Source organism: Microbacterium sp. J1-1 (assembly GCF_024498615.1).
In the GTDB taxonomy this organism is placed as follows: Bacteria; Actinomycetota; Actinomycetes; order Actinomycetales; family Microbacteriaceae; genus Microbacterium; species Microbacterium aurugineum.
This window is the reverse complement of sequence record NZ_CP089590.1, coordinates 2,858,057-2,879,077: the sequence shown is the minus strand read 5'-3', so window position 1 is coordinate 2,879,077 and position 21,021 is coordinate 2,858,057. Positions and strand designations below refer to the sequence as shown.

The following is a 21,021-nucleotide window of genomic DNA, read 5'->3' as shown; positions in this document are numbered from 1 at the left end:
ACTACTGCTCCTTGGATTCGGTGAGGACGATGGTGTGGATGCGCCAGACCCACTGACCGGTCTCGAGGCGCTGCTTCTCGGCGGTAGACCAGTACATGTCTGACTGGGCGTCGATGACCTGCACGAGGGTGAGCGCGAGCTGGTCGACGTCGTCTTCGCCCGTGGCGTCCGCGGTCTTCGGAGAGCCGAGGACGAGGTCTATTGCTGCGCCGACCTGGCCGGCGCCGAGCTCGCGCCCATCGGGGGCGGAGTCGAGGCGGGTGAATTCGAAGGTGATCAGCGGCGAGCGGTATTCGGTGGGCGGCTGCTTCAGGTACTCGGAGATCTCCCACCCGTATGGAAGGGAGGTGGCGAGGCGCTCCTTGAGAGCGGTGCGGATGCCCGCGATGTCAGAGAACATGTGCCACCCCCGACTGTGGGCGGATGATCTTCTGGATCTCCTTGGAGAGCGGGCGGGGTACGAATGAGAACCCGTCGCCGCCGACCTGGCTGCCGACGATGCGGCCAGCGTTGTACAGGTTCTTGGCCTGCTGCAGCTGGGCGAAGACGTACCGTGGCGGGGTCTCGGGTACGTCTTCGCCCAGTGCGGCGAGGGCAGCGGCGATCGCTTCATCGGAGTATCCGAGCAGGGTGAGGAGTTCCGTGATCTGCTCGTTGGGGTCTTCCGCTTCGGCGTAGAAGACGACATCGCCGCGTGCGACATCGAGGAGCATTTCGCAGAGCTCCGGGTTGTCGACAGGCGCATCCGACCAGGCGTCCTCAATGCGATCGAGAGACGCCTGGTCGGATGCGCTGTACCACTGCATGTCAGGCGGCTTCGGTTCCGATGAGGACGAGCGACTCGGGGCGGACCAGGAACGTCTCGAGGTAGCCGATGACGGCCTTGTCGATGCCGCCCTTGGCGATGTCGAGCGCGTCGACCTGGATGGGCGTGGAACCCTGTTCACGGAACTCGATGGCGTTCTTCGCGCCGCCGAGGACTGCGGGCTCTGCCGTGTCGAGGCCGGGGAAGAAGTCGTCCTTGGCCTTCTTGATGACCACCTTGCCGTCGCTGTTGCCCTCACCTGTGCCGGCGGTGACGCCGAAGGTGACGTACTCCGGGACGAGATCCTTCGGCGTGAAGAGGAGCTGGTTCCATGCGGTCGGGTTGACCACGACGGAAGCAGCGTCGTCGTCTGCGTCGGACACGGCCTCGATCGCCTGGATGACCATTCCCATCGCTTCCGGGTAGTCGTGGCCGGCCACGGAGGGGAAGGTGCCGGGTGTGATGAGGCGGGCGAGGTCGGTTCCTGCCGCTGCAGCGAAGACCTGTGCGAGCGCGTCCTCGTCGGTGATCTTCGCGTAGGAGTCCACGACACCTTCGAAGAACGCCTGGATGACCTCAGCGCCGCCCTCGAGGTCGTACCACTCGCGGGCGACGTCGGCGGCGTAGCCGTAGGGCTGGATGCTCGAGCCGGTGACGGACGTGGAGGCGGTGCCCGATCCGATCTCCGACTTGTTGCCGTTCCATCGGGTGACGAGCGCCGTGCCCTGGTTGAGCTTGAAGCCCTTGCGACCGCCGAGCTGAATGCCGCCGTAGAGGTGGGTGAACAGGTCGAGGTACTTGCGCTGGTAGCGCTTGCCCTGCCAGAGCTTGCCGACCCATGCGGGCTGCAGGACTCCGGACGCGGCGGTGGTCAGTCCACCGGTGGCGTTGTACTTGATGTCACTGAGCGCTGCGAGGAGCGTCTGTGCGTCGGCGGACATGGCGGACGGGCTCGCCTTGACCGTTGCGATCGATGCGAACACGGTACCGAGGTCCACCTCCTCACCGGACGGGGTGGCGTTGCCCGCGAGCAGAGTGCCCGGGGCGGTGACGGGAGCCGGAGTCTGCCCCGGCTCGGTTGCGCTGGCGGTCACGGTGGACCCTCCTTCTGGGTTGTCCTCGGCCGGGGCGGCTTCGGGGGTGTATGTCGCCTGGTCGCCTTCGGGCGTCGAGACGGAGATGTCGGTGGGAAGGGCGGTCGAAAGCACGGAGAGATGCCCGTCCTCGTCGGGCCCGAGGGTGGAGTCCAGCTCGGCGGGCGTCTCGGTGTCCTCGGCGGCGAGGAGCGTTGCGCCCTCGAACGCAGGCTTCTCGACCTGAGCCGCGGCGAACAAGACGGAGCCGGGGAGTGCCTTGCCGCCCTGGACGCGGACCTTCGCGACCTCTGCGGAGAGGTTCTTCCGCTTGCCGCTCTTGCCCTCCTCGAATGCTGCTCGCCCCTCGGGGGTGTTGCGGTACTTGAACGTCGCCATGACACCCTCTGCGGGCTGCTCCCACACCTTGGTGAAGGCACCGACGACGTCCTCACGCTTGTGCTCGAGGTTGAGAGACATGCCCGTGAGGTCTTCCGGAAGCCCGACATCGCCGGCGGCGAAGGTGAAGGTTCCGAGGTTGGAGCGGGCGGGTACGCCGAAGGGGATGAGGAGACCAGTCGCGGTCATGTCCTCTTCGTTGAACTCGAGAGTGCCGGCGTCGATGATGATGTGATCCATGTCAGTCCTCCAGGACAGGCGGTGTCGTGGGTGTCGGAACGGCGAACATCTCCGACTTGTCGAATGCGATGTACTCGCCCTCGGGGCACACATCGTCGAGAGAAAGGCGGGCGGCGATGGCGTCGGCGAACTGGCGGGAGCCGAGGTCATAGAGCTCTGAGCGCTCATCGCCCTTGCCCGTGTAGGTCATGTCGCCGCCGCCGCCGCTGGTCTTCGCGCCCTCGATCGCGGACGCGGGGACGCTAGCATGGTTGGCGATGTCGAGACGGACACTGTTCGTCGCGGAGTCGAACAGGTCGATCGCCTCGCCGGTGTGTTCCTTCACTTCGACGTACGACTTCGTCATGGACACGGACGTCTTGCGACGCTGCTCCGCGTACGCCTTGACTTCCTTCATCTGCTCCTTCGCCGACATGCCATCGAAGGCAGGGTCGGTGATGTGCAGCTCGGTGCCGGCTGGGGGAGACTCGAGTCGGGTTGTGCGTGCGATGTCGAGGGCGCGGGCCTGACGGATCGTGTCGACGCCGTCGATGAGGATGCCGTTGTCACCGAGGGGGATGAGGATCAGCTTGCCGAGGTAGCGGGGATCGACGAGCTGCGTGAACTCGACTTGCCCGCCGTTCACGAACTGCCAGTGAGTGGCCTTCGGGATGTGGATCGCGTCGGTGATCTCCCCGTTGGTGACCTCGCACCCGAGAAGCGCCCATCCTTCGAGTGCGAGGTCTTTCACGAGGCCTTTGGTGCGGATCAGCGGAGGGATGCCGCTGTTCGAGTTCGACAACCATCGCGGCTGCTGTGCGACCCTCACGCCGTCCTTGTACTGGACGAGGGGCATCCCGCCGACGACGTCAGCGTGGATCTGCACCGCACGCTTCAGCCCCGGGACGCGCATCGCGATCTCGCGCGTGATCGCGCCGGTGTCGGTGCCGAAGAGCTCCGAGTTGAGCGCGACCTGAAGGGAATCCTGCGCGCCCCAGGGGGAGACGGGAGTATTCGGCACAGACGGCCGCGTCGCGTACGCGGCAGCGATCTTGCGCTTGAAGATTCCCATACATCCACTGTGCGTTATGCGTAGTGGAAACCGTGAACAGGTAGCAGAGTGCTAAGCCGCGACGATGCCGAGCGTGTTCGCTGCGCCTTTCTCGTCGTCGAGTGCGTAGAGCGCGCGTGCCGCCGCTTCGAGCGGGGTGATGTCGTCTTCGGGTCGGTTCTTCTCGTCGGGGCGACCGAACGCCCATGAGCCTGTCGTCCCGAACGCGCGCTTCACCGCGATCTCGGCGGCATCGTCGAGCGGCTGCTGGCCGTTGTAGGTGACGAGGTTGCCGGCCTTCAAGGTCTTCATGAACAGCACCGCGCCGCGGGGGATCTCCGACCGTGTCAGCGCCTTGGTGCGCACGTCGCGACGGTTCGCGGTCATGGCGGTGATCTCGACGTTCTCGGTCGGGCGTCCCGGGTCGAAGATCACCTGGCGGCGAAGCTTGCGGGCAGTGCGCATGACCTCCTTCGCGAACCCCTCGACTGTCGCTTGATGATGCAGGAGAGCGATGTGTCGCTTGCGCCCACGCCCCTTCCACGCTGCGACGAGCGAACACCACCGCCCGTCCGGGTCGATCGCAATCGCGAGGGCGACGACAGGCGGCAGGGACACGTCAGCGGCGGTGGCATCCTTCCGAGATCCGGTCCAATCGGGCTGCTTGATCAGTGCAGACGCCGAGCCCTCCGATCCCGGCATGCCCAGGTACTCGGTGTTGAACGCACCGGGTGTCGCCTTCATCGCATGGAAGTTGTCCCGCACATCGGACAGGGGAGTGGTGAACCCGATGCCCGGGTGGTGGAGCTCGATGAGTTCCCGCACTCGCGCCTTCGGGTGATCGTCGTCCGGCTCCCATGCCTCCAGCTCCTCGGGGTCCGTGTCCTCGTCGATGCCGTGGCGGATCACCCCGGCGCCCTCCATCGTCAGCACGTGCCACAGGAGGTTCCCCTTCTGGTACTCAGGGGCGGTGCCCGACACGATCATTTGCGGCCTGTACCGACCATCGAGAGTCGGGGGGATCGACGTCATCATGTCGGCCGTCAGCTCGGGTGTCGCATCCTGCCCCTCGTCGACCCAGGCGATGTCGTACGCGCCCGACGTGAAAGCATCATTCCCGGGCGCATAGGCGTTGAAGTAGGAGCCATTCGGCCAGCGAATATGCTCAGTGCCTTTGCCGGTGTTCACAATGAAGGGCCGCGTCGGCTTATCCGGGTATAGCCGTTCGACGTGCGAGACGATGTCCTTCCGGAATCGCTCGCCGGTCTTCTGCCCACCATCCGCCTTCGCCATCGTCCAGCCCACGAGGTAGTCGTCACGGAGACTGCAGCGCCCCATGATCACCGCCTGCACCGCCGTCGTCTTGGTCGTGCGTCGAGGCTCGAGGATCCCGTTGAACTTGTGGCCGGCGTTGAGGACGTCCGCGATCACGAGCTGAATCGGAGACGGACCGAAGCCGCCATCCGACCGACGGCGCTTGTCCATCCGCAGCAGCCGTGCACCCTCGAGGAACTCAAGCCGAGTCTCCTCCGTCGTCACCATCTCCGTGATGCCTGCAGGAGCAGGGATGAGCGACCGCCACTCGAGCCACGTCGCCTCGGTCTTCAGATCCTCCATCGTCGGCAAAACGGAAGGGAGAGGGGCACGTGTTGAGCCGGAGGCGGGGGGCCGCGCGTTTGGCCCAGAAAAAACCGATTCGCTTTCCAGTTCGGTTTCGGTTCGCTTTGTCGTCGGCTTTGGCTGGCTCATGCCCATGATGGCTTCACGATCCCTGTGGTCTTGGCCTGGCGGCGGGTGTTGGTGATGCGGGCGCCGATCTTCCCGCCGTGGCTGCGGTTGCCGTGTCGGCATTCGGGTGCGGCGTTGTCGATGCCGTTGCCGCCGTGGAGGGTGATGTGTCCGACGTCGTAGGGTGCACCCTCGGGGATGATGTGGCCGTGGCGCCAGCACGCGACGTCTTCGCCTCGGGCCCATGCTTGGCGGACCTGTGCACGGATGATGCGGCAGGTTTTGCGCCATTCGGGGTCGCGGTGCTTCTCGGTCACGCTGTCCTCCTCAACGCCTTCATCACTCCTGCTGCACTGATGCCGACCGTGGTCGCGATCGTGCGGATAGTGGAGCCGTTGGTGCGCATGGTGCGGATCTTCTCGTCGCGCTCAAGGTTCGGGCGTGGTCCTCGTCGTGCCCCGACGATGGTGACCTTGTCCTTGTGGCCCTGTGCGTGCGTGCGTGCCTCCATGAGGGCGGTGGTGTGATCGGAGCACCACCCACCGCCCTCACATGTCGTGCACGACCAGACAGCGCTACCCCCGTCGTACGGACGCTCTACCTGGACAGTCATCTCAGCTCACGACCTTGAGATGGGGTTGGCCCGGTGTTGCTGTTTCCCAAGTTGCTGTTTGAGAACCACTTGCGTATAGAGCCTGTCCTGTCCTGTCCTGTCCTACGTCACCCGTGATATCACCCGTTGCGTCACGCGTGACGGGTGCTGCTTCCTTCCTCGCGCGGTAGTTGCGAGCTCGGGCGGCGGCGTTCGCCTTGCCGGTCTTCACCGCTTCCGCCGTCGACTGGCCAAGCCCCCCTTGGTAGGAAGGCTTGGCCCAGTCGACGAACTGATATCCGCCGTCAACGATGGCCCAGATGCCCATCTCGACGAGTTCTGCGTACGCGGACGGGATGAGTCCTTCTGGGTGGAACAGGCCGAGATAGCGTCGCTTGATCAGCCCATCCGTGCCGGCCTCGTTGCACCAGGTGATCGCCTTGGTGAGGATGCACCAGGTGCTCACGTTCATCTCCGCGAAGCGAGGCTCGTTGATCCACTTCCCGGGGATGCGACCGTCAGTCACTGGCCCCATCGGTCCCGAGGCGGTACTCGACCTCCTGCGTCGGGTAGCCCCAGTGCGCGCGGGCCGCGGCCTCGAGGTCGGGCGCCTTCCATGCCCACTCGGTGAAGAGGTAGGTGATGATCGCCTCGGCGAGGTCGGAAGCGTCGAGTTCCTTCGCCGTGCCCGCGTCGGTCGTGTAGATGTAGCAGAGCTCGATGATCTTCTGCAGGTCGGCCAGGATCGACTCGGCGTCGGGCAGGTTCTCGGTCTTCGGGTCCGGCAGGATCGCGGCCATCATCTCGTATCTCTTGTCGGCGTTGTAGGTGTTGATCGTCATTTCTTGTCCTCGCGGAATCGGATGTGTCGTTCGCCCTCGTCGTCGGTGAGGATGACGACGAGGGAGGCGAGCTTGGTGAAGGTGGCTCGGTCGAGCCAGAGTCGAGCGGGCTGGCCGTCTTCGTTGAACCGGATGACGGCGGCGCGCTCCTGCCCTGTCACGTTGCGCGCGGCGGCGTTCGCTGTCGGGTCCTTCATCACTCCATCTCCCGGAACCGCTCATCGACGGATTCTCGGCGTCGGAGCTCACGTCCGAGCGGACGCCCGTCGAAGATCTCCTGCACGCGTTCGCGGATGCGGTCGGCGACAGCGAGCGCCTGTGCGGGGTCGAGCCACCACATCGGTTCTTCGTCGGCGTCGAGGATGACGATCTTGGGGTGCGCGACTGGATCGCCTTCCCACGGCAGGTCTTCACCGCGGTTGACGATGTGCGCGGCGACGGCGGCGGGGTCCGTCGTGCGGGTGACGTGCTGGGCGATGTACTCCTGCGCCGACATGCCGTCCTTCCACACGCCGCTCACGGTGACGATCTCGGCGGTCATGCTGATGCTCCCTTGGTGGTGGCGATGGTGCGACCGAATGCGTCGATCTTGTAGGTGAGGGTGGCCTCGTTGATCTCGGCCTCGGCGTTCTCCTCGGGGGTCTGGCAGGTCGGGCAGATGAAGCCCGCGACTGCGCCCTGGATGAACGCCGCGTTCCAGCCGGTGGAGCGCTTGAACTTCGTCTTGCGCCGACACCGACTGCAGGAGATGGTCGTGTTCTTCGTCATCGTCATCATGGTCATGCGCTCTTCTCCTTGGCGTTGGTGGTGGCGCATTCGAGGCCCATCCACTGCAGGTCGTTGGCGAGCGTGGCGATCTGCTCGGGAGTCAGCTCGGTCATGTCGGGCGAAGTCCAGAAATTGACGTACCACTCGCTGTCGGGCTGGCTGATGTCCTTGCAGATCTCGATCTCGTAGCTCGATCGCTTGGTCAGTTGCTTGTCGAGCGTGTCGAGGGTGTGATTGACCTCTTGGGCTTCGTGGAAGGCCTCGCGGCACCGCGCTTCTTCGCAGGGGTAACCCCACGCCTCGCCGTAGCCGACGAGCTTCTTGGCGGTGGATCCGTGAGTGATGATCACGTGGGCCGGCTTGAAGTCGGTCAGGCGGTCGATCTGATAGTTGGGGTAGTCGTACCGCCAGCCTTCGTCGCCGTCGCGGAAGACGTGCCTCTCCCATCCGTCCATTCGGCCGTTCCTGGCGTCGAGAATGACCTCGTCGAGGTACTGGAAGTCGTGGTTGGTGGATTCGTCGTTCATGTAGGCGGTGAATCTGCGTACGCCGTCGCGGCAGGTCCGAATCCAGAGGTGGCCCGCACTGCGAAAGCTGTCGCCATCAGGCGTGGTGAAGCTTTCGCTGCGAGGGTCGACGGTCAGCAGGTATCGGGTATCCATACTGTGGAGACCCTCGGTGCGTGCGAATGCTCGCTCCTCGGCGGTGTAGTTGCTCCGTCGCCTCGCGATCGTTGTCCGCTGTTTCACAGGAAGCGAGCCGGTGGCGGGTGGTACTGTCGTGGACATATCAACTGATTCCTTCGGGATCGTGCCGTCGCCCTGTTCCAGCAGGACGGCGGCTTTTTCTTTGGGAGTGGACATCACGACGCCTCCGCGAAGGCGGCGTTGATGAACTCGTTCAGGTCCGACTCGCGGACCATGCGACGTCCACCGACGCGACCTGACTTGAGCTGCTCGCTCGCGATCAGGTGTCGGACGGACGTCGGTGTGCGACGAAGGCGCTCGGCAACTTCGTCGACTGTGAGCAGGCTGATTGCGACGGCCTGCGGGGCAGTGATCGACATTTTGGTGTTCTCCGTTCGTTTGATTACACAAGGTAGAACTTTTGTGTAGATGCCCGTTGGGCGACAAAAGTAACACAGATTCCCTGTACTGTGTAACACCATGACCCAGAACACTGATCGAGTCCTCGCGATGGGGCGCCGCATCGCCTACTACCGGGGCAAGGCGGGCCTGAGTGCAGCGGAACTCGCAGATCGCGTGGGCATGGGCATCACGCGCTCGGTGATCGCGAATCTTGAGAATGGCCGCAAGGCCGATCTCAGCGTCCTGCAACTATTTGCCATCGCGGACGCGCTCGACGCGCCCGTGTCGAGCATCGTTGGTGCCGGCGATAGGCTGCGCGCCGCCTTCGGCGACGTCTCGTCCGCACAACAGCGGTACCGGGATTCGATGACCGCATACCTAGACGCTCTGCTGCATCTTGCGATTGAGGCGGATAGGTCCGACAGCCTGGGTGCATACGAGGAACTCATCGAAGACATGCCGTCCGGTAGAACGCCGGCTCGGCTCACGATGGATGTTCCGATAAGCCCGCGATTGCGCGACTACATCGAGCGTTATGAAGCGGAGAAGGGCAAGTACGTCTCGAAGTTCCTCCGAGCGATCGACGAGGACGTGACGAGGCTTTCCGCGCCATGAGCGTCAAGCAACGTCCCAATGGCGCGTGGCGGGCGCGCTATCGCGATCAGAATGGCAAGGAGCACTCCAAGCACGAGAAGACGAAGCGTGCGGCTCAGAAGTGGCTTGACGAACAGACGGCCGCGATGGTCACTGGCCAGTGGGCGGATCCTGGCGCCGGCCGCATTACGTGGGATGAGTGGGTGTCTCGCTGGATCGGGATGCAGGTCTGGGCGGACGGAACGGCGACAGCGGCGACGACGGCCGTGGAGTCCGTCCCGTGGCGGCTGACGGCTATCCGTGATGTGAAGCACGGCGATGTGCAGACGTGGGTCACGAAGGAGTCTGAGCGCGGCCTGGCGGCCTCCACGATCCGCACCCGCTTGAACTATGTGCAGATGGCGTTCCGCGCCGCGGTCGACAACCAGGTGATCTCTCGCAACCCGGCAGCTCGGGTGAAGACTCCACGGATCCGCAAACGTGAAGCGACGATGAAGATCCTCACCGCGGAGCAGGTCAACGCCGCGCTCGAGGCGGCGGGGGAGTTCCGGCCGTTCGTCGCGGTGTGCGTGTTCGCTGGGCTCCGTCTCGGTGAGGCGGCTGGTCTGCAGGTTGGCGATGTGGACCGAGATCGCAACAACATCTCGGTGCGACGCCAGGTGCAAGGCACGTCGATTCCGACCACCAAGATCACCCCGCCGAAGGCTGGATCCGAGCGTGAGATCTTCGTGCCGGCTCAGCTCATCGAGATGTTGGCAGGTGTGTCAAATGACACACCTGAGCCGTTCCTATTTCGAACGCCGCTGGGGCACCTGTACAACCGGAACAGTGCAGGAGAGGAGTGGCGGCGCATCCGAAAGTCGGCAGGGCTCGGTGACGATGTGACTCTCCACAACCTGCGCCACACGTTCGCCTCGAACCTGATCGCGTCCGGCTGTGACGTCGTGACTGTGCAACGCGCGCTGGGGCACTCTCAGCCGTCGATCACGCTCAACGTATACAGCCACTTGTGGCCGTCGGCGGAGGACAAGACGCGCTCCGCGACGGCCACATTTATGGGTGCTGTTCTAGGTTCTGCGGACTCCTCGCGGACTCCCGCCTAGAAACCCCTGGTCAGACGGGGTGCTTACCGGTAGTTGATGAACTGCAGATCGAGGTCGAGATCGGCCCCCTTGAGGAGCGCGATGACCTCCTGGAGGTCGTCGCGGCTCTTCGACTGGACGCGCAGCTCGTCGCCCTGGATCTGGCTTTTGACGCCCTTGGGGCCCTCGTCGCGGATGATCTTGCCGATCTTCTTCGCGTTCTCCGAGGAGATGCCGTCCTTGAGCGTCGATACGATGCGGAACTCCTTGCCGCTGGCGAAGGGGTCGCCCGACTCGAGGCTCTTCAGGGAGATGCCGCGCTTGATGAGCTTGGACTGGAACACGTCGAGCACGGCCTTCGCCCGCTCCTCGGTGTTCGCGGTGATCAGGATCTGCTCGCCGCTCCAGGCGATCGACGCCCCGGTGCCCTTGAAGTCGTAGCGCTGCTCGACCTCCTTGCGGGCCTGGTTCACGGCGTTCTCAGCCTCCTGGTGATCCACTTTCGAGACGATGTCAAAGCTAGAGTCGTTTGCCATTCTGCAATTCTAGGCAACGGGTGTGTCGGGACCCGATGATTCGAACACAGGCACGGTGTTGACCCGACGGTGGCCGGCGAGCGTCACCGCCACGATGCCGAGCCCGAGAGTGGTGGACAAGAAGCCGAGGAGTCCGAGCACGGGAAGAACGGCGGCCATCTCGATGAGCGCGCGCGGGGAGCTCGCGCCGACGGCCTGCGGAACCACCCAGACGATCGTCTGAACGCCGAGCGCCCAGAGCGGAGCCCCGTTCCAGGGCGCGGGCACCGTACGCGCGCGGGCCACCTGCATCGCGGCGATCACCCCGGAGATGAGCGGGATCAGCACCGACAGATACGCCCAGGTCTGCCATGCTCCCGTCGCCGTCGGCTCCTGGGGGAGGACGAGCGGGCCGAGGACTGTGGCCGTCACGGGCCAGAGGGCGACGACCGCGGAGGCGGTCAGTCCCAAGGGTCTTCGTGCGACGACGCTCGCTTCACGACTCAGGCCGATGGACAGGAGGAGGATCGCGCCGGCCCAGAGGAGGTCGCTGAGGAGCGCGAGGATGACGTCCGCTCCGGGAGCGCCCAAGACGGAACTCCGCGCGATGCCGACGATGCCGCACGAGATCAGTCCGATACCGCCGAGCAGCCACGAGCGTCGGATTTTCCGCATCTCTCGACGGTAACGCGTCGTGCCGCTACCTCCCAATTTTCTGCCGTCGTGGAAGCGTTTTCACTCCGATACTGCGAGTTCGCCCCGGTCACAGGTTGATATCACCCGCTCTCTTCGTTGCAAATCGCCCTTGCTTCGATGCATACTGTAAGCGCTTGCAGTCTGTGCAGGCCACCCAGCACTGAGAGAGGCACACACCAATGAAGGTGAACAAGAGGGGCATCGCCGCCGCGGGCGCGATCGCCATCGTTTCGACTCTGACGCTCGCCGGCTGCTCCACGGGGACCAGCGGCGATGACAACTCCGGCTCCGAGGACAGCGGCACGCTCGTCGTCTGGGTCGATGCCGAGCGCGTCGACGCCCTGAAGGGGGCCGCGGACGCATACGAGGACAAGACCGGGGTCACGGTGGAGCTGTTGGGCAAGTCCGTCGACGACATGAAGGACGACTTCATCCAGCAGGTGCCGACCGGCAAGGGACCCGATGTGGTCATGGGCGCGCACGACTGGCTCGGGGAGCTGTCGACGAACGGCGTCGTCGCTCCGATCGAGCTCGGCGACAGCGCGGGGGACTACCTCCCGGTCGCGCTGCAGGCCGCGACGTATGACGGCACCGTCTACATGCTTCCCTACGCCGTCGAGAACATCGCCGTGCTGCGCAACGCCGACCTGGTCCCGACCGCCCCGGCCAGCTTCGACGACATGATCGCCCAGGGCACGTTCGTCGTGGAGCAGGGCGCCGAGGGCAACCCCTACCACCTGTACCCCTTCCAGACGGCGTTCGGCGCCCCGGTCTTCGGCACGGATGACACGGGCAGCTACGACGCCACCGACCTGCAGCTCGGCAGCGAGGGCGGTTTCGCCTTCGCCGACTGGCTCGGCGTGCAGGGCGCGGCCGGCGTGCTGAACACCGACATCGACGGTGAGATCGCCAAGCAGCAGTTCCTCGACGGCACCGCGGCCTTCTGGCTGACCGGTCCTTGGAACGTGGGGGCGGCCACCGACGCCGGCATCAACGTCGCGATCGACCCGATCCCGAGCCCGACCGGTGAGACCGCATCGCCGTTCGCCGGCGTCAAGGGCTTCTTCGTGAGCTCCGAGTCCAAGAACAAGGTCGCGGCGAACGACTTCCTGGTCAACTACCTCGGCACGGAAGACGTCCAGCTCGAGCTGTTCAAGGCCGGCAACGTTCTGCCCGCGCTCACTGCGGCCGCCGACACGGCGGCATCCGACCCGATCATCGCCGGCTTCCAGGCCGTCGGTGCCGACGCCGTCCCGATGCCGGCCATCCCGGCCATGGGCTCGGTCTGGCAGTTCTGGGGTGTCGCCGAGGCGGCGATCATCAACGGTGCGGACCCGACGACGACGTGGCAGAAGCTCGTCGACGACGTCACCGCAGCGATCAAGTAACAGCCATCACACGGGCCCTGCCGGGGCGGACGGCGACCACCGCCCGCCCCGGCAGGATCATGACGAGGACGACATGACAGACACCGACGAGCGCACGGCTCCTCCGACCCGACGTCAGCGCCAGGCCGCGAAGATCGCGGAGGCCGCATCCGGACCGATCGGCTGGATGCTGCTGAAGATCCTCCTGCTGGCGGTGGTCGACGCGATCGCCCTCTACGCCGCGTTCGTGCTCTTCGCGAACCGGGAGTGGCTGATCCTCGGCATCGTCGTCGCGGTCGCCGTCCTCGTCAACTACATCTACTTCTCGCGCAAGCGCATCGCAGCGAAGTACCTCACCCCCGGCATCATCTTCCTGGTCGTGTTCCAGGTGTTCACGCTCCTCTACACCGGGTACATCGGCTTCACCAACTACGGCACCGGCCACAACGGCACCAAGGAGCAGGCGATCTCCTCGCTCCTCGCCTCGGCACAGGAGCGGGTCGAGGACTCGCCCACCTACCCCGTCACCGTCGTCGAGCAGTTCGGGACGTACGGGTTCCTCGTGACGGACCCGGAGTCCGGCGACGCCCTCCTCGGCACATCCGAGCAGCCGCTCGAAGAGGTCGACGCCGAGTTCGCGGGCGGTCAGGCCGTCGCGGTTGACGGCTGGACGACGCTCCCGCTCGCGACCGTCTTCACGCTTTCGGAAGAGCTCGAGCAGCTCTCGGTCCCGTTCAGCGATGACCCCAACGACGGCAGCCTGCGGGCTCCGGACGGCCAGAAGGGGTATCTGTACGTCTCGACGCTCGAGTACGACGCGGCTGCCGACACGATCACGGACACCACCACCGGCACCGTCTACTCCGACGAGGGTGACGGAGCCTTCACCGCGGCGGACGGGGAGCAGCTGCTGCCCGGGTGGCAGACGACCGTCGGCTTCGACAACTTCGTCCGTGCCGTCACCGACTCCTCGATCCGTGGGCCGCTGATCTCGGTCACCCTGTGGACGTTCGCGTTCGCGGTGATCTCGGTCGCGTCGACGTTCTTCCTCGGGCTCCTGCTCGCGCTGGTGTTCAACAACACCCGGATGCGCTTCCGCAACGGATACCGGATCATCCTGATCCTGCCGTACGCGTTCCCCGCCTTCCTCTCCGCACTCGTCTGGGCCGGGATGATGAACGAGAGCTTCGGGTTCATCAACCAGGTCCTCTTCGGAGGTGCGGCGATCCCGTGGCTGACGGATCCGACGCTCGCGAAGGTGTCGGTCCTGCTGGTCAACCTGTGGCTCGGCTTCCCGTACATGTTCCTGGTGTGCATGGGTGCCCTCCAGGGCATCCCGGAGGATGTGAACGAGGCGGCCGTCATGGACGGCGCGAACCCCTGGCAGGTGTTCCGGCGCATCAAGCTCCCCCTGCTGCTCGTCACGGTCGCGCCGTTGCTGATCTCGTCCTTCGCGTTCAACTTCAACAACTTCAACCTGATCTACATGCTCACCAAGGGCGGGCCGCGATTCAGTGACGTGTCGATCCCCGTGGGACACACCGACATCCTGATCTCGATGGTGTACAAGGTGGCCTTCACCGGGCAGACGCGCGACTACGGCCTCGCCTCCGCCTTCACCATCCTGATCTTCATCGTGGTCGCGACCATCTCGATCATCAGCTTCCGCAAGACCAAGGCCCTCGAGGAGCTGAACTGACATGAGCACCGCCAGTCCCGCCACCGACGCACACGCCCCCGCCGCGCGCCGACGCACTCTCGGCGCCTGGTTCGCCGACACCGGGTGGCGCCACCTCGTCGCGATCGTCGTCAGCGTGTTCGCCCTGTTCCCCCTCCTGTACGTCGTGTCGGCCTCGCTGAACCCGAAGGGGACGCTCACCGGATCGAATCAGCTGTTCTCGGCGATCGGGATCGACAGCTACGTGCGCATCCTGAGTGATCCGCAGAACCCCTACGGCACCTGGTTCCTGAACACCTTGCTCATCGCGGTCGTGACGGGCGCCGTCACGGTCTTCATCGGCGCGTGCGCCGCATATGCGTTCTCCCGCATGCGATTCGCCGGGCGCCGCGTCGGACTCGTCACGATCGTCGTGGTGCAGATGTTCCCGCAGCTGCTCGCCGTCGTCGCGATCTTCCTGCTCATGTCGACGCTGGGGGACTGGTTCCCGGCGATCGGGCTCAACACCCACACGGGACTCATCCTGGTGTACCTCGGGGGCGCGCTCGGCGTGAACACGTATCTGATGTACGGCTTCTTCAATACGATCCCCAAGGAGATCGACGAGGCCGCCCGCATCGACGGCGCCGGACATGCCCGGATCTTCTTCACGATCATCCTGCGCCTGGTCGCGCCGATCCTCGCCGTCGTCGGGCTGCTGTCCTTCATCGGCACCGTCAACGAATACGTGATCGCGAGTGTGATGCTCGTCGACGTCGACCAGCAGACCCTGGTCGTCGGGCTCACCAAGCTCGTGGCCAACCCGCGCTACGCGGATTGGTCGGCGTTCTCCGCCGGTGCCGTGATGGCGGCGATCCCGGTGATGATCCTGTTCCTGTTCCTGCAGAAGTACATCGTCGGCGGACTGACGGCGGGCGCGACCAAGGGCTGACCTCCTTCGGCCCGCCTCGCGTATCCGCCGGTCGCGGTAGCTTGTGTCGCATGCTATCTTGTGATGCATGACAGCTGACGTCGGTGCCCAGATGCGCAAGGGGGTCGTCGAGTACTGCGTGCTCGGCCTGCTCGCGCGCGAGCCGATGTACGGCTGGCAGCTGGCGGACGCACTCACACGCGCCGGACTGATCGCCAGCATCGGCACGCTGTATCCGCTTCTGGGGCGGCTGCGCGACGCCGACTGGGTCAGCACGTTCGACCAGCCGTCCGAGAGCGGTCCGGTGCGCAAGTACTACCGGCTCACGGAGGCGGGTGTGCAGCAGCTCGAGCGCTTCCGCGCCCAATGGACACCGTTCGCCCGTGTCGTCACGGGCATCGTCGGAGAGGGATGACCATGACACAGACAGACGCACACGCACTGCGCGACGACTACCTCGCGCGGCTCGATGAGGCCATGCGAGACCTCCCGCACGGCGTCGCCTCCGACATCCGCGGCGGCATCGTCGAAGAGCTTGAGGGGCTCGACGCCGAAGCGATGGCCGCACGGATCGCGCGGCTGGGGGATCCGGCCGCGATCGCGCGCGAGGCCCAGGACGAGGTCCCGGACAGCCCGAGGATCGTGGTCGCCGCCCCGGTCTCCGCCCCGCCGGCGCCGCGCCGCCCATCGACGTCGACGCGAGGGTTCGCGATCACGGCGGCACTGACGTTGAGTTTCGGCGGATTCGTCGTTCCGGTACTCGGGTGGTTCGTCGGAGCGGTGCTCGTCTCGCTGAGCGCCCTGTGGAAGACGTGGGAGAAGGTCGTCGCGATCGTCGTGCCGTTCGTCTTCGGCGCCCTGTCGCTGCTGCTCCTGCAGTTCATGAGCTTCGTGGAGTTCGCCTCTTCGGGAAGCTCCTCCGGGTCCGGTCCGGGGCCGGACGACGTCACGAACAATCCGCTGGTGCCGAGTCTCAGCATCTGGCACCTCCTGCTCCTCTTCGGCTTCCTCCTCATCCCCGCATCGGGCCTCTGGCTGCTCTGGAGGCTGCGGGGGCGCACCGCCGCGTGAGACCGTGCAGCGACCGCGCCATCGCTCGGCGTTGCGGCGCGCGAGTTCGCCCTGCCCGTCGTAGCGTGGGGCTATGGCACGAGTGGCTGGGCGCAGCATCGCGATGAGCTGGTTCGCCGGTGTCGTGTGTGCCGCGATCATCGGGGCGCTCGTCTGGCTGTCCCTCCCGATCCTTCCCGTGCTGGCCGCGTTCGCGGGCGACGCCCTGCGCACCGCCCTCCCCTGAGCGGTGGCGACCGGCCCGTCCTCACCTGCATGGCGACACGTCGGCACGCCTGCGTGAGCGGCCGTTCACGCGGCGGTACCCTCTCAATGCACATATCCGATGAGAGGCGCACCCCATGAGTGATCCCGACGGCCCCCAGCCCGAGAAGCCGGCTGACGTCGACGACGTCGTCGGCAGCGCGAACGCCGGTCTCGCAGACGCCGCCGCAGCGGGCGCGGATGTTCCCGGCGCGAACGACAGCGTGGATGGCGGTCCCGTCGACCCCGTCGCCGCGCCCGTCGACCCCGACCTCGCCGCCTTCGAAGAGGCCGAGCGGGAACACCCCGGCACGTTCGCTCCTCCGCCCCCCGCCGCGACAGCGACGCCGGCCGCCGCATCGAACCCCGACGTGCGCGATGTCCGCGCTGAGGCCGACGCCGACAGTGCTTCCTTCTTCCCTGAACCGGTCGTGGCCGAGCCCGCACCGTTCGGCCACGAACAGTCCGGCATGGCCGGCGGTGCCTACGCGCAGTATGGCGATGAGGCCGACACCCGCATCGTCCCGTCGGAGCCGCTGGTCGCCGCGAGCGCGGGTGCGGCGGCGGCCCAGCCGCAGCCGATCTTCGTGCAGGCTCCGGAGCCGCCACGTGATCGCGGCAACCGCGGAACCGCCGGGCTCATCGGTCTGCTCGCGACCCTCGTCTTCGCCGTGCTCTACCTGGGCGCGGCGCTGGGATTCGGCGCGGTCGCCGGTGATGTCACGGGCGAGAACATCGGTGAAGCGGCGCTCGCGCCGCTGCTCACGTGGGGATACTGGACGCCCGTCGTCGTGTTCTTCCTCGGGTTCTGGCTGCTCGGCGCGATCATCAACCGCGGACGCTGGGGCCTCTGGGTCGTGTTCGGTCTCCTCGTCGGCGTCATCGCGTACGCCGGCCATATCCTCGGGCAGCTGTTCGAGGCGCCGTTCTGGAAGCTCACCGCCTCGCAGGGACTCGACCTCGTCGGGGAACAGCTGCTGGCGCCGTTGGCGATCGCCGCGTTCGTGTTCGCCCGTGAGCTGACCATCTGGTTCGGCGCATGGGTGTCCCGCAGCGGTGCGCGCAAGACCGAGCTGAACGCCGAGGCGCAGCGCGAGTACGAGCGCACCCTCGAAGCCGGTCCGACGCTGTCGAGGTAATCACGAACTCCACCACGCCGAACCCCCGCGGGCCCGAGTCCGCGGGGGTTTCGGCTGTCTTGGCGGTGGTGCTCGCCACCATCAGCTTCTTCGCGCTCGCGGTGTTCGGGCTCGGTGCCCTGAGCGTGGCGACCGACACCGACATCATCTCGACCCCCGACCTCGGTCAGGCTCCGGGGGTGGTGGGGATGCTCGCCGCGGTCGTCGCCTTCGCGGTGCTCTTGTGGGTGACCCTCCGGACCCGGCGTCCGTCCTTCGTCTCCACGATCACGATCGCGCTCGTCACTGTCCTCGCGCATCTCGTGGTCGTGTGGTTCGCCGTTCTCCTCGGAACGTCGGACGTCGTGATCGCCACGGCGGTCGCCGGGGACCTCGTCCGGGGTGGAGTGAGCGCGGTGCTGCTCGTGGCGGCGCTGATCGCCGCGTGGGGTGGCGTCGCTCTCCGACGCACTCGTGCTGAGCATCCGCGTTGGCCTTGGGAGCGCGACGAGGACGAGTGACCTTCCACGCCCCGCCGCGGAAGGGGAAATCGACGCGGTGAAGGGCGACGCGCCGTACGCTGGTGGGGTGGAGCGCTCACTGGAGACGCAGGTGGACCAAGCCGTCGAGGCCTGGTTGCGCTGGGTGCCGCGCTGGGAGCCGGCGACCCATCGAGGCCGCGTCGCGCCCTGCCGCCGTTGTCTGGGGTCTCCGATCCTCGCCGCCGCCGGGATCGGAGCGAACGCGCCCCACGGCGTGCAGCATGGGCTCTCGACCCGGATCAAGACCATCGTCGACCACGCGGTCGCCGAGTACACGGCGCAGAACCTCCCGATGCTGCAGCGAGAGCTCGACCAGCAGGCCGCACGCAATCGCGCCCGCAGCTACCGACCGGCCGAAGACCTCGACCCCGAGTTCGACGGGCTCCCGCTCGATCCGGAGCCGGTACCCGGAGCACCGTTCCTGTTCACGATCGCCGGCCTCGCCGACGACTCCGCCGCAGAGCTCCCGGCGCTGCCACCGCTCACGGAGGAGGCGAAGATCGCTCTCCGCCAAGAAGTCGCCCTCGCCGACGAGTACGCCAACATGGTCGGCCGGGAGATCTGCAACATGCTGCTCGGGCACCGGATCGTCATCCAGGCGGCGATCTCCCAGCATGTCGAGCCTCAGATCGAGGCGCTGCTGGCGGAGTTGACCGAGTCGCTGGACTCGCCCTTCGATCCCGACATCCCCTGATCCTCGCGACGGAGCCTCCACGCTGTCGGCGAAGGACAGCGCCTGACAGCGTGACGACAGACCCGTGAAAGCGGCGCGTCGGAGGCTGTGGGCATGACAGATCTCACATCAGACTGGGCCGTCGAGGCCGAGGGACTCGTGAAGGTGTTCGGTCAGAACCGGGCGGTCGACGGCGTCGACCTCCGGGTGAAGACCGGCACCGTCTACGGTGTCCTCGGTCCGAACGGCGCAGGGAAGACCACGACCATCAACATGCTCGCGACGCTCATGCGTCCGGACGGCGGCGTCGGCCGCGTGTTCGGTCACGACGTCGTCCGCGAGCCGCAGATCGTCCGGCAGTTGATCGGCGTCACCGGGCAGTTCGCCTCGGTCGACGAGACCCTCTCCGCGACCGAGAACCTGCTGATCTTCGCCCGTCTGCTCGGACTCTCACGCGCAGAGGCTCGGGGCAAGTCCGTCGAACTGCTCGAACGCTTCGGCCTGAGCGAGGCCGCCCGCCGACCGCTCAAGCAATTCAGCGGGGGGATGCGGCGGCGTCTCGACCTCGCCGCATCCCTCATCGCCCAACCTCCGCTCATCTTCCTCGACGAGCCGACGACCGGGCTCGATCCGCGCACCCGGGGGCAGATGTGGGACACGATCCGCGAACTCGTCTCGACCGGCTCCACGGTGCTCCTCACGACGCAGTATCTCGACGAGGCCGATCAACTCGCCGACCGGATCGCGGTGATCGATCGAGGCCGTGTCGTCGCGGAGGGGACGGCGGACGAGCTCAAGGGATCGGTCGGGAGCTCGAGCCTGCAGCTGCGTCTCGCCGAGGCGACCGATACAGCGGATGCGCTCCTGGCCATCGAACGCATCCTCGGTGTGCGCGGCACGCTCTCGCCCGAGGCCGCCCGCATCACCGCACCGATGGCGGATGCCGATCGCGTCGCCGATCTGCTCATCGCGCTGCGCGAAAGCGGGATCGGGGTGACGGAGCTGAGCGTGCAGAAGCCGACGCTCGACGAGGTCTTCCTCACCATCACGGGTCACGACGCCGCCGATCAGGCGGCACCGTCCCCCGACGCAGAGAAGGAAGAGGTGCACGCATGAGTGCCATCGCCACGGACCCGGGGCGGAGGATCGTCCCGGCATCGGAGCGCCGCCTCAAGAACCACACGAGCATCACGCAGACCGTTCAGAACACCCTCACGATGGCCTACCGGGGGCTCGTGAAGATCCGGCGGACACCGGAACAGCTCTTCGACGTCACACTGCAGCCGATCATCTTCACGCTGATGTTCACGTACATCTTCGGCGGAGCGATCTCGGGGGACGTTGCCTCGTATCTGCCGACGATCATCCCCGGCATCCTCGTCCAGACGGTGATCACCACCTCGGTCGTCACCGGCACCCAACTGCGCGAAGACATGGACAAGGGCGTGTTCGACCGGTTCCGTTCTCTGCCGATCGCACGCATCGCGCCGCTGTCCGGAGCACTGTTGGCAGACACGATCCGGTATGCGATCGCGACGACCTTGACCTTCACCATGGGTTACCTCATGGGGCTGCGGCCTGAGGGCGGTATCGGGGCGGTGATCGGCGCGGGACTCCTCGTGATCGCATGCTCGTGGGCGATCAGCTGGATCTTCGCGTTCTTCGGGGTGATCGCGCGGACCGCCTCGAGCGTCCAGGGCATCTCGATGCTCGTGCTCTTCCCGCTGACGTTCCTCTCGAACGCCTTCGTGCCGGTCGACACGATGCCCGGTTGGCTGCAGGGTTTCGTGAATATCAACCCGGTCTCGCACCTGGTCACCGCGGTCCGCGAGATCGTCAACAACGGCGTCTTCGGTGTCGACGCCTGGATCTCGCTCCTCGGTGCCGCCGTGATCGTCGCGGTGTTCGCGCCGCTGACGGTGCGGGCCTACATGCGCAAAGCCTGACGAGAGCGCCGAATCCCGAGA

29 protein-coding genes are annotated in these 21,021 nt (G+C 66.1%); 13 read left to right on the top strand and 16 right to left on the bottom strand.

The features are described from left to right. Position 1: 1 nt before the first annotated feature. From LRQ07_RS13980 to LRQ07_RS13915, 14 genes are all read right to left on the bottom strand, one after another. Complete coding sequence (locus LRQ07_RS13980; protein ID WP_256534952.1) at positions 2-400, bottom strand: hypothetical protein; 399 nt, start codon at positions 398-400, stop codon at positions 2-4. Beyond that, the gene (locus tag LRQ07_RS13975; RefSeq protein ID WP_256534951.1) at positions 390-806 is read right to left on the bottom strand and encodes a hypothetical protein; all 417 of its coding nucleotides are present in this window, start codon (positions 804-806) and stop codon (positions 390-392) included. The genes LRQ07_RS13980 and LRQ07_RS13975 overlap by 11 nt, the downstream gene beginning before the upstream one ends. Position 807: 1 nt before the next feature. Then, entirely contained in the window at positions 808-2,517 is a 1,710-nt protein-coding gene (locus LRQ07_RS13970) for a hypothetical protein (protein WP_256534950.1), read from the bottom strand. Between the two features lies 1 nt (position 2,518). Then, the gene (locus LRQ07_RS13965) at positions 2,519-3,568 is read right to left on the bottom strand and encodes a hypothetical protein (RefSeq protein WP_256534949.1); all 1,050 of its coding nucleotides are present in this window, start codon (positions 3,566-3,568) and stop codon (positions 2,519-2,521) included. Positions 3,569-3,619: 51 nt separating this feature from the next. Then, entirely contained in the window at positions 3,620-5,302 is a 1,683-nt protein-coding gene (locus tag LRQ07_RS13960; RefSeq protein ID WP_256534948.1) for a hypothetical protein, read from the bottom strand. Continuing rightward, entirely contained in the window at positions 5,293-5,592 is a 300-nt protein-coding gene (locus LRQ07_RS13955; protein ID WP_256534947.1) for a hypothetical protein, read from the bottom strand. Before LRQ07_RS13955 ends, LRQ07_RS13960 begins: the two co-directional genes overlap by 10 nt. Next, the gene (locus LRQ07_RS13950) at positions 5,589-5,786 is read right to left on the bottom strand and encodes a hypothetical protein (RefSeq protein WP_256534946.1); all 198 of its coding nucleotides are present in this window, start codon (positions 5,784-5,786) and stop codon (positions 5,589-5,591) included. Before LRQ07_RS13950 ends, LRQ07_RS13955 begins: the two co-directional genes overlap by 4 nt. Before the next feature lie 103 nt (positions 5,787-5,889). Continuing rightward, positions 5,890-6,339: a hypothetical protein gene (locus LRQ07_RS13945; protein ID WP_256534945.1), complete on the bottom strand. Its 450-nt coding sequence runs from the start codon at positions 6,337-6,339 to the stop codon at positions 5,890-5,892. 46 nt (positions 6,340-6,385) lie between these two features. Then, on the bottom strand, positions 6,386-6,709 hold the full coding sequence (locus LRQ07_RS13940) for a hypothetical protein (RefSeq protein WP_256534944.1): 324 nt from the start codon (positions 6,707-6,709) through the stop codon (positions 6,386-6,388). Beyond that, positions 6,706-6,906 carry a hypothetical protein gene (locus LRQ07_RS13935; protein WP_256534943.1) on the bottom strand — a complete coding sequence of 67 codons (201 nt, stop codon included), beginning with the start codon at positions 6,904-6,906 and terminating at the stop codon, positions 6,706-6,708. Before LRQ07_RS13935 ends, LRQ07_RS13940 begins: the two co-directional genes overlap by 4 nt. After that, positions 6,906-7,250: a hypothetical protein gene (locus tag LRQ07_RS13930; protein WP_256534942.1), complete on the bottom strand. Its 345-nt coding sequence runs from the start codon at positions 7,248-7,250 to the stop codon at positions 6,906-6,908. Before LRQ07_RS13930 ends, LRQ07_RS13935 begins: the two co-directional genes overlap by 1 nt. Then, on the bottom strand, positions 7,247-7,492 hold the full coding sequence (locus LRQ07_RS13925; RefSeq protein WP_256534941.1) for a hypothetical protein: 246 nt from the start codon (positions 7,490-7,492) through the stop codon (positions 7,247-7,249). The genes LRQ07_RS13930 and LRQ07_RS13925 overlap by 4 nt, the downstream gene beginning before the upstream one ends. Next, positions 7,489-8,340 carry a hypothetical protein gene (locus tag LRQ07_RS13920; RefSeq protein WP_256534940.1) on the bottom strand — a complete coding sequence of 284 codons (852 nt, stop codon included), beginning with the start codon at positions 8,338-8,340 and terminating at the stop codon, positions 7,489-7,491. The genes LRQ07_RS13925 and LRQ07_RS13920 overlap by 4 nt, the downstream gene beginning before the upstream one ends. Next, positions 8,340-8,543 carry a helix-turn-helix domain-containing protein gene (locus LRQ07_RS13915; RefSeq protein ID WP_256534939.1) on the bottom strand — a complete coding sequence of 68 codons (204 nt, stop codon included), beginning with the start codon at positions 8,541-8,543 and terminating at the stop codon, positions 8,340-8,342. Before LRQ07_RS13915 ends, LRQ07_RS13920 begins: the two co-directional genes overlap by 1 nt. 100 nt (positions 8,544-8,643) lie before the next feature. Here LRQ07_RS13915 and LRQ07_RS13910 point away from each other — a divergent pair, with 100 nt between their 5' ends. Both LRQ07_RS13910 and LRQ07_RS13905 read left to right on the top strand, forming a co-directional pair. Then, complete coding sequence (locus tag LRQ07_RS13910) at positions 8,644-9,180, top strand: helix-turn-helix transcriptional regulator (RefSeq protein ID WP_256534938.1); 537 nt, start codon at positions 8,644-8,646, stop codon at positions 9,178-9,180. Continuing rightward, complete coding sequence (locus LRQ07_RS13905) at positions 9,177-10,262, top strand: tyrosine-type recombinase/integrase (protein WP_256534937.1); 1,086 nt, start codon at positions 9,177-9,179, stop codon at positions 10,260-10,262. Before LRQ07_RS13910 ends, LRQ07_RS13905 begins: the two co-directional genes overlap by 4 nt. Before the next feature lie 23 nt (positions 10,263-10,285). Here LRQ07_RS13905 and LRQ07_RS13900 read toward each other — a convergent pair whose 3' ends face one another. Together LRQ07_RS13900 and LRQ07_RS13895 are read right to left on the bottom strand one after the other, a co-directional pair. Then, complete coding sequence (locus tag LRQ07_RS13900; protein ID WP_047524120.1) at positions 10,286-10,777, bottom strand: YajQ family cyclic di-GMP-binding protein; 492 nt, start codon at positions 10,775-10,777, stop codon at positions 10,286-10,288. 9 nt (positions 10,778-10,786) lie between these two features. Beyond that, entirely contained in the window at positions 10,787-11,431 is a 645-nt protein-coding gene (locus LRQ07_RS13895) for a hypothetical protein (RefSeq protein WP_256534936.1), read from the bottom strand. Positions 11,432-11,631: 200 nt separating this feature from the next. Here LRQ07_RS13895 and LRQ07_RS13890 point away from each other — a divergent pair, with 200 nt between their 5' ends. The 11 genes from LRQ07_RS13890 to LRQ07_RS13840 all read left to right on the top strand — a co-directional run bounded on the left by LRQ07_RS13890 (position 11,632) and on the right by LRQ07_RS13840 (position 21,000). After that, entirely contained in the window at positions 11,632-12,840 is a 1,209-nt protein-coding gene (locus LRQ07_RS13890; protein ID WP_256534935.1) for a maltose ABC transporter substrate-binding protein, read from the top strand. A 73-nt stretch (positions 12,841-12,913) separates the two neighbouring features. After that, entirely contained in the window at positions 12,914-14,518 is a 1,605-nt protein-coding gene (locus LRQ07_RS13885) for an ABC transporter permease subunit (RefSeq protein ID WP_256534934.1), read from the top strand. A gap of 1 nt (position 14,519) precedes the next feature. Continuing rightward, positions 14,520-15,428, top strand: a complete 909-nt coding sequence (locus tag LRQ07_RS13880; protein WP_131492372.1) for a sugar ABC transporter permease — start codon at positions 14,520-14,522, stop codon at positions 15,426-15,428. Positions 15,429-15,495: 67 nt separating this feature from the next. Beyond that, on the top strand, positions 15,496-15,822 hold the full coding sequence (locus tag LRQ07_RS13875; protein WP_256534933.1) for a PadR family transcriptional regulator: 327 nt from the start codon (positions 15,496-15,498) through the stop codon (positions 15,820-15,822). Positions 15,823-15,824: 2 nt separating this feature from the next. Beyond that, positions 15,825-16,478, top strand: a complete 654-nt coding sequence (locus LRQ07_RS13870) for an HAAS signaling domain-containing protein (RefSeq protein ID WP_256534932.1) — start codon at positions 15,825-15,827, stop codon at positions 16,476-16,478. Between the two features lie 73 nt (positions 16,479-16,551). Next, positions 16,552-16,704, top strand: coding sequence for a hypothetical protein (locus LRQ07_RS13865; RefSeq protein WP_153242816.1), 153 nt, complete (start codon positions 16,552-16,554; stop codon positions 16,702-16,704). A gap of 115 nt (positions 16,705-16,819) precedes the next feature. After that, a complete protein-coding gene (locus LRQ07_RS13860; protein WP_256534931.1) occupies positions 16,820-17,860 on the top strand; it encodes an ABC transporter in 1,041 nt (346 codons plus the stop codon). Positions 17,861-17,925: 65 nt separating this feature from the next. Beyond that, positions 17,926-18,360 (top strand): hypothetical protein, encoded by a 435-nt coding sequence (locus LRQ07_RS13855; RefSeq protein ID WP_256534930.1) that lies wholly within the window; start codon positions 17,926-17,928, stop codon positions 18,358-18,360. A gap of 67 nt (positions 18,361-18,427) precedes the next feature. Then, a complete protein-coding gene (locus tag LRQ07_RS13850) occupies positions 18,428-19,075 on the top strand; it encodes a spermidine/putrescine ABC transporter substrate-binding protein (RefSeq protein ID WP_194239285.1) in 648 nt (215 codons plus the stop codon). Between the two features lie 93 nt (positions 19,076-19,168). Beyond that, a complete protein-coding gene (locus tag LRQ07_RS13845) occupies positions 19,169-20,170 on the top strand; it encodes an ATP-binding cassette domain-containing protein (RefSeq protein WP_256534929.1) in 1,002 nt (333 codons plus the stop codon). Beyond that, a complete protein-coding gene (locus tag LRQ07_RS13840) occupies positions 20,167-21,000 on the top strand; it encodes an ABC transporter permease (RefSeq protein WP_256534928.1) in 834 nt (277 codons plus the stop codon). The genes LRQ07_RS13845 and LRQ07_RS13840 overlap by 4 nt, the downstream gene beginning before the upstream one ends. Positions 21,001-21,021 lie beyond the last annotated feature (21 nt).